This window comes from Lunatibacter salilacus (assembly GCF_009797935.1).
Classification (GTDB): Bacteria; Bacteroidota; Bacteroidia; order Cytophagales; family Cyclobacteriaceae; genus Lunatibacter; species Lunatibacter salilacus.
In genome coordinates this window covers 20,011-35,069 of the sequence record NZ_VOLC01000016.1, presented here as the reverse complement: position 1 = coordinate 35,069, position 15,059 = coordinate 20,011, and the positions used below count along the sequence as shown (strand labels likewise).

Here is a 15,059-nt window from a genome sequence, read left to right as displayed (position 1 = left end):
TACCCATATATTCAATTGGGTTATTCAGCGTTTGTTCTTATCTTATTCGCACATGATCTATGTCTCCTACAGGCAACCAATCATCCATGTTGCCAAATGAACTCCTATCTATTTTAAAGGCGTCTGTTTCAGTGAAATCTTTGATTGATATTAAAACCAAATATCTTTTTCCGCCAAATCTTTTTTTCAAACGAATGTCCAAATGCAGTTTATCCTGATTTTGTTCCAGAATCTTTAATGATTCTTCTTTTGTCAACTGTTCTGAATTAATGACATTAGAAACAAATGCATATGCTTTGATAAATCCATCTCCATTGTTTTCAATAAAGAAAAGTTTGTCACCGGGTTCAACTTTTCCATAAGGAATTTTACGTCCCATTGCACCCCTTATAATCATCGATTTAATACCTTTTTTCAGGTTTTCAAATTCTCTCGCTTTATAGTCCAAATATACTACATGATCCATATTTATGAGTGTTTTATTATGGTTGTTTTCCCGGAAACTATCCCTGCTCTTTCCAAATATAATCTCTATTCTTAAACTTTCAAATCAAAATAGATGAGGTTCTATTTTTCACATGTGTGGAAAAGGTTTGGAAGAGGATACTGAAATGTTCTTTAGAGAAAGGCTATTTTAAAATACCTCCGAGTGCCCACCTCTTTGACTGGTATGGCCGTAACCTCCTTCACTGAAAAAAAAATTGCAGCAAGCTATTTGGGAGGGGATTTGGTCCACCTTTTTATTTAGCTATGTTAGTCAAGCTAATTAACAACTTGTTAAATTGTCTTTTTTCTTTTTCTACCAACTTCATTATATACTTGGATGTCTGCGCAGTAAAATGTTCCTGGGAAAAAAAATAAATTGCGGAATTCGTATCATGCCAATTCCCCAGCTTCTTTTGTTGCTTGTTAATTTTTACTTCATTCAATTCAATTTTTTTTTGTATTGTTTTTGGCAAAGAATTGTATATATACAATATTTTTTTTAGTTTTTTTCTAAATTTATGCATGCCTCCTCTGTCAATATGTTCGAGTATTCCATCTGCATTTTTTAGCTCGCTTTTAAAATATTCCTTTATTGCCTTTTTATGGGGCAGTATTTCGGGCAAACTGGTTTTTTTCTTAAAATCTTTTATAAGCTTGAGATATTGAGATCTCTTTTTAATAAACTGTTTAATGAGAATATTTTCTTTCTTTTCTAACCGAGAAATTAATTCTTCGGGAGGATCATGAACAGAATTCAAGAGGCGAATGTTGATTTGAATTTCCCGTATTTGTCCTGCATTACGAAACAATGGTTTGAGTTTAATTGTATTGTATTTTGTCTTATATATATGTTTTGCAAAGGAAAATATGGCTTTTAATTTTTTAATATCCACCCTCAACTGGTGGATATGTTTTGGCTTTTTGTGTATCGTATAGGCAGAAAAATTCTGCTCGAGTGATTCAAGGAGGTCAAGAACATATTTATTCAATAAATTCTTTTCCATTAATATTTTGTCTTTGATAGTTGTTGAAAGCCTATTTTGTCTATGTCCTTTTTGGGCGCTACATTGGGTGGGTGTTGAAACCGTAGACTGTACGCCAGCATCAAAGATATTTAAATGATCGAATTTTTCTGCACACTGTACACCCTATAATGCAAAACCCATTTATTGGTGAACATTTCATTCTATCATCTTAATTTTCGCCTTACTATGCTTGATTGACTATTTTTTTCCAGAAATGTGGAAGTTCATTTAGCTTATCGGCAGCAAATTTGGCAATTCTCTCGTTGTCTCTAGAATCATTTTTTACTTTGATATTCAACAGTTGAGGCTGTGTTATCGGTTTCCCAATTTGAGAGACGATAAACACATTTGCTTCTTCGGAAAATTTATTTTCAACAATTGCGCGGCTTAAATCAAAGGCAAAGTGATTGTAGATTTTCCCGATGTGGCTCACAGGGTTTTTGCCTGCGAATGCCTCTAAACTCATGGGGCGGTATGGAGTAATTAAACCGTTCACCCGGTTTCCCCTACCTACTTGTCCATCATCGCCTGCTTCGGCACTTGTGCCTGTAACAGTAAGGTAGACACTTTCTGTTTTGAAATTATCGGCTGTGTTAATTTGAATTTCGGCATTAAGATTATCGAAATGTGTATGGATGAATTCTCTTATTGAATTTATTTTTTTCACATAGTCGTCAATGCTGGATATGAATTTGTCGATGATCGCAATTGCAACCGTGAATTGATTTTTTTGACTATTCTGCACGCCCATTACCTTTATATCCTCTCCAATGAATGGAAATTTTTCCTTTGTGTTTTTTTCGTTCAAAAGGGATTCAAGGTCTAGTACATTTTTTTCAGTAGCAGAATAGGGATAATAACCTACACCAAAAGATGTGTCATTGGCAAGAGGAATCTCACCTTTACCAAACCGTTGAAAAAGTTCAACTAAATCGTTGCTTCCTGCCCTAATTTTCGGAATGATCCGGATGTGATTTTCAACGTCTAAAAAGCGTATGTTTTGGGAGAGCCAAAACTTGGCGGCATTGATAGCAATTTCCTCCACGGGAACGATTTTTCCTTTTACTTCAGTGGTTGCTCTTCCCGCAATATATAATTCTATCGGTTTTAAAATTTCCCCGCCATTGTATATGGGAGCAGACTTCCCTCCAACAAGCAGTGCTTTGTCAACATTATAATGCAGTATACTCCCAAAATTCTCAAGATAATAGGTACAAAGAGCTATGGAAACCTGTTCTGCTATGTGATCACATATGGTATCGGGATGGCCAATACCTTTCCGTTCCACCATTTCACTAGTTGAAATCTCCGCAATGGATTGTATGTTAATGAAACTGCTCATTTAACAGATTAAATAGTTCCTGTTTAATGGCCATATAAACCAATATATGGAACTTTGACTTTTTTATTTGGGATTTTGCTATAGCCGAGCTATCCTCGCCTAAAATGATTTCTTTCCCGCTACGGCACCAGCAAAATCTTTCCAATATGCGAAGATCTTTCCATCAACGCATGTGCTTTTGCGGCATCGGACAGCGCAAAACGGGTATGGATTATGGGCTTGATTTTTTCAGGGAAAAATGGCCATATTTCGTTCATTAACGTTTTGGCCAAGTGCCCTTTATATGCAATTGACTGGGGGCGAAGGGTGGATCCGGTTATTGTCAGGTTGTTTTTCATAATGCGGATCAGGTCCACCGATCCCATCTTTCCATCCATGGCATTGATCATAATCAGCCTTCCCTGATACCCCAAAAGCCGTATGTTTTTTGCGGCATAGCTTCCGCCTACCATATCGAGGATAATATCAACTCCTTTTCCTTCGGTTACGGAGAAGACTTCCTCCTCAAAATCAGAGGTACGGTAATTAAAAGCATGTGCGGCACCCAGCTGCTCGCAGAACCGGCATTTTTCATCCGACCCGGCAGTGGTATATACGATCCCCGCCATTGCCTTTACCATCTGTATAGCCGCCACTCCTATACCGCTGCTTCCCCCATGGATGAGTACCCTTTCCCCAGGCTTGAATTTTCCAATATGAAAGACATTGTTCCATACGGTAAAAAATGTTTCGGGAAGGGAGGCCGCGTCTTCTAAGGAAACACCTTCGGGTATAATAAGACACTGCTCAATAGGGGCGGTAACGTATTCGGCATACCCGCCTCCGGAAACTAATGCGCATACCTCATCCCCTGCTTCCCAGGTTTTCACATCGTTTCCCACTTCTACAACTATTCCCGATACTTCCAAGCCTGGAATATCTGCAGGAGCTCCAGTAGGGGGAGGGTAGTTGCCCTTACGCTGGGATACGTCAGGACGGTTTACTCCTGCGGCAGCAACTTTGATTAGCACCTCCAAGGGTCCGGGAGTAGGGGTTTCCCGCTGCTTGAGTTGGAGAACTTCCGGCTCTCCCGGTTCTGTAATGACAATAGCTTTCAAAAGAATTTAATTATTTTACAATTAAAAGAGGCACATGGGTATGATAGGCAAATTCGACGCTTTGGCTCTTGTTAAACAAAAACTCAAAAAAAGTTTTGTTCTTGGAAAGCATCACCAGCATGGAATTCGGATGGTCCTTCAAATAGGTATTTGTTCCCTCCTCAAATTCCTTGGCCTGCACCTTGACGAAATCAAATTCACAGTCCGGATAAGTCTCGGAGAGAAATTCTTTTAGACCTTTAAAGGAAATATCTTTGTTAAAATCATGCTTGTTTTCGACGTGCATTACGGTATATGGCAGATTCCAAGATTCAGTTAGCTGCATAAATTTCTCAAAGAGTTTCTCGTCTTCGTTGTTCAGTTCAACCGCTACGATAATTTTTTCGACCCCGGCAAAAGTTGCTTGGGCTGGAACGGCAATGACCGGCACCTCACATTCCTTGATGACAGTGGCAGTATTGGATCCCATTAAGGTCTTCTTTATTCCACTGGCACCTTGGGTACCCATAATAATCATATCATAATCTCCTGCCAAGACTGTGGCGTTGATGGCAGTGGAGATGGTCCCCTGCACAATCTTGTAGTCAATGGCGATTCCTTCGCCACTGTCTACGATTTCCTTTTTGAGGGCAGCTTTTGCATCCTTTTCTATAGCTGCTATGATCTCGGCGGCTTGTGCTGCAAAGTCATATACTGCATAGTAGGCATAAAGGAGGGTAATGGTGGCATCTTGATTGGTGGCATAGCTTTTCGCAAACTGCAGGGCGTTGCGTGCATTGTCTGAAAGATCCGTAGGTACGAGAATTTTCATGGGTTCCAAAGGTTAGTTAATCATTAAAAAATGAATTTAGGGAATTATTCAGAAACTAACCATGATTTAAATCACTAATATTCCCGTAATTTAGCAGTTCTATACCAACGCAGTATAACTATGTTTGAATTTGATCCAGAGCGCCATTATCCCAGGGAGACGGAAAGCAGGGTAGTTATCCGCTTTCAGGACTGTGATCCGCTGCAACACCTTAACAATGCCAAGTACTTCGATTATTTTTTCAATGCCAGAGAAGACCAGGTACCTAAGTTGTACGGAGTGGAGATGATTGATTTTATCCGGAAGTACAATGCCGCCTGGGTGATCTACAACCATAATATTTCATATATCCGGCCGGCAAAAGTGGGGGAGTGGGTAAGGGTGATGAGCCGGGTTATCTGGCACGACCACCAATCGGTAGTCGTGGAATATTATATGACCGATGACAGCAAGGAGGAACTGAAAACCTTAATGTGGACAACTATGCGCTATGTGCATATCAAAGACGGCAAATCCACCCCACACGAAGGAGCAGTGGCCGATTTTCTAAAAGCAGTATCAGAATCACTGGATATTTCCAACCTTGGTATCCGTGAGCGGATAAAAGAAATCAAGGCTCAACTCGGGAAAGGAAAGCACAATAAATTAGATATTTAAGTTGGATACTTTATCTAATCACATTTCCAACCTAAAACTTGCTTTTAAAACAGAATTTAATTAATATCTAATCGCCTAATTTATTATGTTTAATGAAATTTCATTAGATAGGTGTACCTTAAACAAAAATACCTATTGCTTTTTATTCTCCTCATTGACATGCTTTACAAGCCTGTCGCATAGTTCCTTGATCTCTTCCGCATAATATTCGTCCCCAGTACTATTCAGCACCGTCTGCGCCATTCCTCCCAGAATATCGATATAAAAACGCTTCATTTCCACGACCGACATGTCGGATGTCCACAAATCTATTCGGAGGGTACTTTGATTGAGGTTGTCCCAAATGTTCAGGCTGATGCTTCTTGTGGATTCCGTACCCTCTGCTTCTTTGTCCGTCGCATTCCATTCGATCGTTTTGGGAAGGTTTTTCTCATCCAAATTAACCGTGAAACTGATTTCTGATTTTTTCATAGGTGTAAGCGTTGCTTTCGATAGTTAGCAGGCAATCCGCAAATTGGATCCTTTTCTATAAACTCTTTTAATGCCTGTTTTTTTCAGCCTGCAAAGGTACAAAAGAAAAGGGATATTGCCTAAGGCGGAGATCTTGTAGAAATATGGCCTACCGCTGAAATAGGGTAGAAATATGGCCTACGGACGAAATACAGTAGAAATATACCCTGCGGCTGAAATATGGCCTACGGCCGAAATATGGTGGAAATATTAAATTTGATATTTATAGATTTAGATTTTGGAGTGTAGTGGAGATTACGGAGAGCGCTAGCGTTTGCAGAAGATAGCGGATATAAAGTTGGATTTGTGACAGTCATCGATGGCGTATAGATATGGTGTTTTAAATAACCTCTAGGTGATTGTCGATTTAGTTGCCCGCGGTTTCGACCAAGGGATTGAAAGGTCACATTTTTTCTCCTGTTTTGGCCGATAGACCGGTAATTCCTCCAACTCCTACCCGCCAAAGCCCCTAAATGGTTGGTCTGGCGTTTTAAAGTTGTGACATTGTTTACAAAGTAATAAATTTAATTCTCCATCAAATTTATCTTAAAATTAGACAGGTGTATTAGATCCTAATCGAAGACGAATTGGGCATTTAAGTCCCCCTTCAAGGCCATTTAGGGGGCTGCATCCGGAGCCAATTTCTAGTTTTAAAAAAATCTAATCAAACTATTTCGTCACTTTCCTTATTTTTAGATGCCGGGATTTGAAACGGATCAACTCCGCTAGGATTCTATTTCCACCAAAATAGGTTTTATAATATATCGGCCGTAGGCCTTATTTCTACGAAATTTCAACCATATTTTCACCATATTTCTACAATATTCCCCAACCATCATCTAGCATCAAAAAAACCTCTCGCCCTAATTCTATCCCTATCCAGCTGATCCTTCAACTCATCCAAACCGGAAAACTTAATCTCCGGCCTTAAAAATTCCAAAAATGAAATGTCGATATCCACCCCATAAATAGTCCTGTCAAAATCGAACAAATGGACTTCAACCGTTTTATTCAGGCCGCTCAGGGTAGGGCGATGGCCGATATTCAACATACCGTTGACGGTCCTCCCTTCCACGGAAGCCTGTACAATATAGGAACCGTCACCGGGGATAAGCTTATTTAGGTCTGCGATTTCGATATTGGCGGTGGGGAATCCGATAGACCGGCCTATCTGCTTACCTTGGATGACCTCCCCCCTGAGGGCATAGGGTCTCCCCAAAAAATTATTGGCGGAAACAATGTCCCCCTTTTCAAGTGCCTGTCTGATTTTGGTGCTGCTGATTCCGATGGAGTCAATGTCTTCCCGGGGAATCTCCTCCAATACAAATCCGTATTTTTCCTGATTGGCATGCAGATGCTCAAACCCTCCTTCCCGTCCTTTGCCGAATTTATGGTCGTACCCAATGACCAAAATTTTGGTCTTGATTTTTTCTATTAAAATATGGTGTATAAACTCCTCCGAGGAGGTCTCCGAAAACGCTTTTGTAAAGGGTATGCTAACCAGATGATCCACACCATATTCCTCTAAAAGCGTGTTTTTTTCCTCAAATGTAGAAAGGAGCTTGATATTGTGGCTATCCGGACGAAGTACCATTCGGGGATGGGGCCAAAAGGTAATCAGTACCGTCTCTCCCTGAGACTGATCCGCAAGGATTCGCAGCCTATTTAGGATTTTCTGGTGGCCAAGGTGTACTCCGTCAAAGGTCCCAATGGTAACCACGGCATGGGGGATGGGTTGAAAATCATTAAAGTTATCATAGATTTTCATGAAGTCCACCTTTTATTTTTTCAATCAACTCAGGAAGGTTATCCGCATCCCCCAGTTTGTACTTTCCGATGCGGGTTCTGATTAATGCAGACAAATAGGCACCTACTCCCAATAATTCGCCCAGGTCCCGTGCCAGGCTTCTGATGTAGGTACCCTTGGTACATACGATTCTAAAATGAATCTCAGGCAGAGAAATACCGGTGATTTCAAAGGTATTGACCGTCACTGTTCTTGCATCCAGCTCCAGTGTAATGCCTTTCCGTGCAGATTCGTAGACACGCTTTCCATCTTTCCGAATGGCCGAATGCATGGGTGGAATTTGTTGGATTTCCCCGGTCAGTTGTTTAACGGCTGCAAGAATATCCGACTCGGTGATATGGGAGATATCCGCTACATCCACAACCTCCTTTTCCAGGTCAAAGGATTCGGTGGTTTTACCAATCACAAAGGTACCCGTATATTCTTTTTCCTGCTGCTGGAAGGTATCAATTTGTTTGGTCATCTTTCCGGCACAGATAATCAAGAGACCCGTAGCCAACGGATCAAGTGTACCCGCATGACCAACTTTCTTAATTTTTAGTGCGTTCCTTATTTTTTTGACTACGTCAAAAGAGGTCCATTCATAGGGTTTATCAACTAAAAATACGATTCCTTCTTCCATAATTACATCAATAGTCCCGCAACGATCGCAATCAATCCTACGATGGTACAATAAACGGCAAAAATAGTCAACTTACTCTTTTTCACTAACTGAATCATCCAAGTACAGGCCGCAAGTCCAGCAACAAATGCTGAGACAAAGGCAACAGATAACGGAACGAATTCCGCACTGGTATAAGTCAGTCCACCATCCAATAAATCCTTGCCGATTTTACCGATGATTAGAGGCAAGACCATCAAAAACGAAAAACGGGCAGCTTTTCCCTTGTCTATGCCCAGAAGCACGGATGTAGAAATGGTGGCTCCGGAGCGTGATATGCCTGGCAGCATCGCCACAGCCTGTGCAAACCCGATAATAACTGCTTTTAGCGTCGTCACAGGTTTTCCCGTATCCTTGGCCCTATCCGCCAAGAAAAGCAGTACCGCAGTAATCAGCAGCATGGAGCCAACAAAGACGATTTTACCGCCAAAGAGTTGCTCAAGTTCTTTTTCAAAAAACAGACCGATAATCACAGCCGGTATCATAGATAAAATAATCCGGAATGAAAAGACTGTTTCTTCGTTCCATTTAAATTGGAACAAGCCAATTAAAATTGCCCCGATATCCCTTCTAAATACCACTATGGTACTCAAGGCAGTGGCAAAATGCACCACAATGGTAAACATTAAATTTTCTTCCGGAAGGGAGCTAGATCCCAATAAAACTCCTGCTATTTCGAGATGTCCGCTGGACGAAACTGGTAAAAATTCTGTCAATCCCTGGACGATTCCAAGGATAATTGCTTCAAATACTGTCATTTATTTTGATGCGGTCGATAAAAGATGGCGTAAAATTGGAAAAGAAATCCCGCTAAGGTCACGATGGGACCCAAAGTCAGGCCCATAAAGCCAAACCCATGCTGCTCTCCATCCAGACCGATGATAGTAAATCCTGCTACGATGATGGCTAGGCCAATCAACATTAACTGATAGTTTTTTCTGTTAAAAGGGAATGAATCTTTTTGCATATGTTAATAGAGTTCGTCCAAGGACATGTTGAGGTATTTATTTACTGATTTTAACGTACTGAAAAAAGAAAGGAAGGCACCCAAAAACACCAATCCCCCAAAAAGGATAAGCAGCCATTTTAAATTATACAGCAGGTTGAACCCATCGATAACCTGTTTTCCGTATTCCATCAGGCCAAACAGCATGGCAGAAGCAAGAAGTCCGCCTAATGCTCCATAAAGAAATGCACGTAACAAAAAGGGTTTTCGGATAAACCCTTTGGTGGCTCCCACCAGTTGCATGCTTCTAATCAGAAAGCGCTGGGAAAACAATGCCAGCCGTATCGTATTGTTTATGAGTATAATTACAGTGACCAATAAGATCAGTATAAAGGCACCAAGCACCATGCTTACTTTCAATAGGTTTTTATTGATGGACTCAACCAAATCGCTCATGTAGGTGACTTCAAAAACTCCGTCAATAGCCTGGAGTTCGGCGACGATATCTTCGATTAGCTCCGCTGTTTGGTAATCCTCTGCGACTGAGAAAGTAAAGGTATCCCTGAGTGGATTGTCGTTGATAAACTGGGTAAAATCCTCGCCTACTTCATCCATAAAAACCGCCGCGGCTTCCTCTTTTGAAATATAGGTAAAGCGTTTGGTTCCCTCTTTGTCCAAAATGTAAGGTTTTTGCTGAAGGAGGTTGGTTATTCTTTCTATGTCTGCTTTTTGGAGGTTTTTGTTTAAAAAAACCTGGATTTCAATATTTTCCCGGATAATGGATGTGAGGGTTTTGGCTTGTATAATGATCAATCCGACCAATCCCGTAATGAATAAGGACAAGGTGATGCTGAACAGCACACTGACAAATTTGTAGCTTCCCAACCGTGTCTTTTTTCGATGGATCTTACTCATGGTACCGGAATTTGAAGTCAAAATTAAACAGGTATCGCAACTTAACCAACCTTATCTGGTAAATTCAGTGGAATAACTTCGTTGGGGGTAATGGCATAGATACGGTCTCCCTCCATTACCTGCACTGAAGAAGCCCCGGTAAATCGGCCAAATGCAGGTAATATCAGCCGGTCTTTTCGGAGAAAAAAGCAGGGAAGACATAGGTGTTGCCGTCCTTTACCGCGAAGCCGGATTCCGGGGTGAAGGTGCCCACACAGATTTAATTTTCCCTCCGGTATAGCATGCAACGGCTCGTGGCTAAGGATAAATTCATCCACTACCAAACCTGTATCATGAACCTGCAATACAGACTGGCGGTAATGAAATGGTTTTAAAATATCGTGATTCCCCAGAATCAAATGGAAGTGGATGTTTTTATAGGAATGAAAAAATGCATTGACGGCATCCCACTCCCCGTTCCAGTCACTGTGAAACAAATCTCCCAAAATATATACCTCACGCGGCTGAAGGTTGGCCAACAGCCTTCCCAACTTTTGGAAATCAGACGTATGAATTTCCTCAGGTATGGGAATTCCAGCCTTTCTAAAGTGTCCCGCCTTTCCAAAATGGGTGTCTGCTAGAAACAAACGTTTTTTGGCAGGCATCCAAAGCGCCTTTTCCTTCAATAAGGTCAGTGAATCAAGTAATGAGTCAAGCTGTATGGTTAGGAACGTTGAATTCATCAATAGGCTTTAAAAACAGTTTGATTGGGATTAGTTAGTAAGAGGAAAACACTGTTTTTTGGATTCCTTTTACCTAAGGCAGCAGGCAACTTATTGCGTTTATTTTTTTCGTTTTTGTAGGCAATGAGAGAGTAAATCATCCAATATCCGGTGTAATACCGACAAATTTATTATAAATTGGAATCCAAAATCAATTTCTTTTTTAAAACAACTTAATAAACCCCATGAGTAATCCTTCAATCATCATCAGAGACAATTTGACAGAAAAATATTCAGATGTGTATACGCCTAAGGTTCAGGCGGCTCTCGAACATATGGTTCGGTTCAACAAGGAACTGAAAAATTTGATGAAAAAGCGAATGGATAGACGTCTAGAGCGGGCGCAATCTCGAGAGCGCATTAATTTTTTGGATGAATCCAGCAGCATTGAGGGAACAGACATCCTTGTTGCTGATGCCAGATCTGGAAACTTTGTTGGATCTGTGATTCCCAAAGACCTTCAGCGGCAGTGGATCCAAGGAACCGGACCGGGAGCCAAGCCCAATGCTCCAGTTGCGGACAGCATTCGCAATGTAGCTTATGCGTTGCTTTCTGGCGCGGATGGGTGGATGTTTGACGGGGAAGATGCCTTGGGGCAGATCACCACCATGTCTTTGGATAATCAACGAAACCTAAAACTTGCCATCCATAGGGATCAGTTGTTTTTGGATGTGGCGGAGAAAGTAGCCCGTCAAATGAACGCCTGGTCCGTGAATTTTTTTGGTAAGGAAAAAATCGCAGACTGGAGGACCCAGTTGGATTTTACTACCAAAATATTCCGGGCAAGGGGATTACATTTGGATGACAGGCATATACGGGAATCCAACGGGGCGTCAGTTGCGGCATCCATTGTGGATCTCACGCTTTATGTGGTGAATAACTATCAGGCTCTAGCTGATGCGGGATCATCCATTGTCCTTTATCTTCCGAAAATTCAGACTGCGGAGGAAGCCGGATTCTGGAATAAGATGATTTCCGAGCTGGAACGTTTTCTCAAGGTTCCGGAAGGTACAATTAAAGTATATGTGTTGGTGGAGCAGCTTGAGGCAACCTTTCAGTTGATGGAAATCAGAGCGGCATTAGGAAAGCATTTTGTAGGCTACAATACAGGCCGATGGGACTATATTAACAGTGTATCCGATGCTTTGGCATGGGATTCATCTTTTGTCAATCCCAATATAGAATCCATTGGAATGACCTATGGCTATATGCGAAATTATGAGGACCGGGTGAGAAGGGCGGTAAATACCCCTGACAGAAATGGGAATTTTGCTCTATGGCAGGGAGGCATGGAACCGAATATCCCTGTTGGTTCGGAAGCGGGCGTCTCCTCCAGCATGGAAAAGGCCATAGGCGGTGCAGAAAGGGAACAGCGCGAAGGAGCAAGCGGCAAGTGGGTGGCCCACTGGAAAATGGTCCACATCGTCAGACCAGTATGGGGAAAAGTGGGTGAGGCGAATCAAATGGGTAGAAAATTTCCACAGCTTACCTATTCAGATAAGGATGCTGACGGATTGATCCTATTGGAACCAGCTCCAAGGAATATCCGGGGAGCCAGAAACTTAATCAGTGTGGCCCTACAGTACGGGAATGCATTCGGTCAGGGAATGCAGGCTGCGGCCCTGAAGCCCGCCGATTTCTTTGGCAACGATGATGTCCTTTACCTGATGGAGGATATGGCTACCGGGGAAATCCGACTGAGCATCCTATGGGAATGGGTGCATAAAGGTGCCAAACTTACCGAATCAGATGCGGAAACCGGGATTTCCGAAGGCACTGTATTTTCTTTTGCTATATTTCAACAGTTGCTGGAAGAAGAGTATAATAAACTATTGAAAGCTAACAGTAAGGACGTCCATGATTCATCCAAGCATACCACGCTTCCGATTGCAAGGGAAATAGCACATGTTTATGTGTCCGAAGAGCAAAAGATTCCCTGGTTTATAGATTTGTTAAATATCAATTTGAACAACGAAGATTTGGATACGGCTAAGGAGAGAATTGCGAAGTATTTGGAAGTACTGAGAGAAAATAACGACAGGGTAACTGAAAACTTGGATTTCACCTTACGGGGTTAGGGTATTTTCTTTCACAATAACTGCTTTCCCAAAATACCATGTCATTAAATCTCCTTTTCTTTCTGGCCTTTCTTCCAATTCTAGTAGCGGCAGTCATGTTGGTGGGTTTCCGGGTATCGGCTAGGAAAACCATGCCCGTTACCTTTTTATTGACCGCAGCTATCGCCCTTCAGTTTTGGGAATTCTCTTGGCTCAATGTGGTGGCGTCCACCATTCAAAGTTTGTTTATTACTTTTGATATCCTCTACATTATTTTTGCTGCCATCCTTCTCCTGAATCTGCTCAAGTACTCCGGAGGGGTTAGTGCCATTCGACTTGGCTTTGCGGGCATCAGTTCCGATCGGAGGGTACAGGTGATTATTATTGTTTGGTTGTTTGGATCCTTTATAGAAGGTGCTGCCGGATTTGGTACGCCGGCGGCTATTGTGGCACCTTTGTTGGTTGCCTTGGGATTTCCTGCCCTTGCCGCTGTCATCTTGGGGATGATGGTCCAAAGTACGGCCGTCACCTTCGGGGCGGTCGGCACACCCATTTTAGTGGGGTTACGGGGTGGAATTCAACACCCTGAGTTGGATGCCCAGCTGGCTGCCAATGGCTTGGAATATGCCGATATACTTCATGTGGTCACCGCCAATGCCGCTATTACACATGCCATCGTGGGTTCATTGATGCCTTTTTTGATGGTGCTGATGCTTACCCGCTTTTTTGGAAAAAACAGGTCGTGGAAAGAAGGGCTGGAAATGTTTCCGTTTGCGCTATTTGGGGGAATTTCCTTTACCGTCCCTTATGCGCTCACGGGGATATTCCTGGGACCGGAGTTTCCATCTCTGTTAGGTTCCTTGGTAGGGTTGAGTATTGTCGTGACCGCCGCCAAAAGGGGCTTTTTGCTTCCCAAAAAGCAATGGGCAATGGAAGATAAGGCCGCATGGCCGGAGGAGTGGTTGGGGAACCTCTCTTTTTCGTTGGATGAGGATCAAAAACGGATTCCGCTGTGGAAAGCGTGGACTCCCTATTTCCTCCTGGCTATACTGTTGGTCTTGAGTCGGCTGCCTCAGTTGCCCATCAAAGGGTTTCTTACTGGTATAGTCATTGGGGTGCAGCATATTTTGGGTACGGAGATCTCCGCAAGCAGTACACCACTCTACTTGCCGGGCTCCATTATTTTGTTGGTTTGTCTGATTACTTTTTTTCTGCATAGCATGCAGGGAAAGCAGGTAAAGTCAGCCTTTAAGGAAAGTTCCCGCATGATTTTCAGCGCCGGCACGGTATTGCTGTTTGCGGTAGCCATGGTCCGGGTATATATCAACTCCGGGGAAAACGACCTTGAGCTCGCCGCCATGCCCATCGTTATGGCCGAATGGGTTGCTCTGAAGGTGGGGTATATCTATCCGGTATTTGCTCCGATGATAGGTGCGTTGGGAGCTTTTATCGCCGGCAGCAATACGGTCAGTAATCTGATGTTTGGCCTCTTCCAATACGGGGTAGCGGAGAGTCTTTCCGTGTCTACCACTTGGATGTTGGCGCTGCAGGCGGTGGGAGCTGCCGCGGGCAATATGATAGCCATCCACAATGTAGTCGCCGCATCCGCCACAGTGGGGCTTCTTGGAAAGGAGGGAATGGTGTTGAGAAAGACAGTTTTGCCCACCATCTATTACCTGCTGCTGACTGGTCTGATTGGATTCCTTGTAATAGGGGTATGGGGGGTATCCGACACGTTGCTTGTTTTGCGATGAGTGAAAGTAGGGGACTTAGGGACGGGAGATCGGAGACTTAGGGACTTAGAGATTAGGAGACATTTATCCATCAACCTATAAACTTATAAACTTATAAACTTATCAACCCATAGACCCATCAACTTATAAACTCATCGACCCAAACTATCATCTAATTCATTGATATTTACAATTATCATCGATTTCAATGATATTCTTGCATATCATCGAATTCATTGATATATTTACCA

At 42.4% G+C, this 15,059-nt stretch carries 15 protein-coding genes; 3 read left to right on the top strand and 12 right to left on the bottom strand.

The window, feature by feature from the left end; genetic code table 11:
• Window positions 1–37: 37 nt before the first annotated feature.
• From FQ608_RS19625 to FQ608_RS19605, 5 genes are all read right to left on the bottom strand, one after another.
• Window positions 38–466, bottom strand: coding sequence for a hypothetical protein (locus tag FQ608_RS19625; protein WP_158860197.1), 429 nt, complete (start codon window positions 464–466; stop codon window positions 38–40).
• Window positions 467–740: 274 nt separating this feature from the next.
• The gene (locus FQ608_RS19620) at window positions 741–1,490 is read right to left on the bottom strand and encodes a CHAD domain-containing protein (RefSeq protein ID WP_158860196.1); all 750 of its coding nucleotides are present in this window, start codon (window positions 1,488–1,490) and stop codon (window positions 741–743) included.
• A gap of 205 nt (window positions 1,491–1,695) precedes the next feature.
• Entirely contained in the window at window positions 1,696–2,853 is a 1,158-nt protein-coding gene (locus tag FQ608_RS19615; RefSeq protein ID WP_158860195.1) for a methionine adenosyltransferase, read from the bottom strand.
• Between the two features lie 119 nt (window positions 2,854–2,972).
• On the bottom strand, window positions 2,973–3,950 hold the full coding sequence (locus FQ608_RS19610; RefSeq protein ID WP_158860194.1) for an NAD(P)H-quinone oxidoreductase: 978 nt from the start codon (window positions 3,948–3,950) through the stop codon (window positions 2,973–2,975).
• Window positions 3,951–3,960: 10 nt separating this feature from the next.
• The gene (locus FQ608_RS19605; RefSeq protein ID WP_158860193.1) at window positions 3,961–4,761 is read right to left on the bottom strand and encodes a universal stress protein; all 801 of its coding nucleotides are present in this window, start codon (window positions 4,759–4,761) and stop codon (window positions 3,961–3,963) included.
• A gap of 120 nt (window positions 4,762–4,881) precedes the next feature.
• Here FQ608_RS19605 and FQ608_RS19600 point away from each other — a divergent pair, with 120 nt between their 5' ends.
• Entirely contained in the window at window positions 4,882–5,418 is a 537-nt protein-coding gene (locus FQ608_RS19600) for an acyl-CoA thioesterase (protein WP_158860192.1), read from the top strand.
• Between the two features lie 132 nt (window positions 5,419–5,550).
• Here FQ608_RS19600 and gldC read toward each other — a convergent pair whose 3' ends face one another.
• The 7 genes from gldC to pdeM form a co-directional block, all read right to left on the bottom strand.
• Window positions 5,551–5,889 carry a gliding motility protein GldC gene (gene gldC / locus FQ608_RS19595; protein ID WP_158860191.1) on the bottom strand — a complete coding sequence of 113 codons (339 nt, stop codon included), beginning with the start codon at window positions 5,887–5,889 and terminating at the stop codon, window positions 5,551–5,553.
• A gap of 874 nt (window positions 5,890–6,763) precedes the next feature.
• Window positions 6,764–7,696: a bifunctional riboflavin kinase/FAD synthetase gene (locus tag FQ608_RS19590; protein ID WP_158860190.1), complete on the bottom strand. Its 933-nt coding sequence runs from the start codon at window positions 7,694–7,696 to the stop codon at window positions 6,764–6,766.
• Window positions 7,683–8,357 carry a tRNA pseudouridine(55) synthase TruB gene (gene truB, locus FQ608_RS19585; RefSeq protein ID WP_158860189.1) on the bottom strand — a complete coding sequence of 225 codons (675 nt, stop codon included), beginning with the start codon at window positions 8,355–8,357 and terminating at the stop codon, window positions 7,683–7,685. The genes FQ608_RS19590 and truB overlap by 14 nt, the downstream gene beginning before the upstream one ends.
• 2 nt (window positions 8,358–8,359) lie before the next feature.
• Entirely contained in the window at window positions 8,360–9,154 is a 795-nt protein-coding gene (locus FQ608_RS19580) for an undecaprenyl-diphosphate phosphatase (RefSeq protein ID WP_158860188.1), read from the bottom strand.
• Entirely contained in the window at window positions 9,151–9,363 is a 213-nt protein-coding gene (locus FQ608_RS19575) for a DUF3098 domain-containing protein (protein ID WP_158860187.1), read from the bottom strand. Before FQ608_RS19575 ends, FQ608_RS19580 begins: the two co-directional genes overlap by 4 nt.
• A 3-nt stretch (window positions 9,364–9,366) precedes the next feature.
• A complete protein-coding gene (locus FQ608_RS19570; RefSeq protein ID WP_158860186.1) occupies window positions 9,367–10,257 on the bottom strand; it encodes a cell division protein FtsX in 891 nt (296 codons plus the stop codon).
• Between the two features lie 41 nt (window positions 10,258–10,298).
• Window positions 10,299–10,979 (bottom strand): ligase-associated DNA damage response endonuclease PdeM, encoded by a 681-nt coding sequence (gene pdeM / locus FQ608_RS19565; RefSeq protein WP_158860185.1) that lies wholly within the window; start codon window positions 10,977–10,979, stop codon window positions 10,299–10,301.
• Window positions 10,980–11,203: 224 nt separating this feature from the next.
• Between pdeM and FQ608_RS19560 the strand changes: the two genes are divergently transcribed.
• Both FQ608_RS19560 and FQ608_RS19555 read left to right on the top strand, forming a co-directional pair.
• Window positions 11,204–13,096 carry an aldolase/citrate lyase/malate synthase family protein gene (locus FQ608_RS19560; RefSeq protein WP_158860184.1) on the top strand — a complete coding sequence of 631 codons (1,893 nt, stop codon included), beginning with the start codon at window positions 11,204–11,206 and terminating at the stop codon, window positions 13,094–13,096.
• A 38-nt stretch (window positions 13,097–13,134) separates the two neighbouring features.
• Window positions 13,135–14,829, top strand: coding sequence for an L-lactate permease (locus FQ608_RS19555; RefSeq protein ID WP_158860183.1), 1,695 nt, complete (start codon window positions 13,135–13,137; stop codon window positions 14,827–14,829).
• Window positions 14,830–15,059 lie beyond the last annotated feature (230 nt).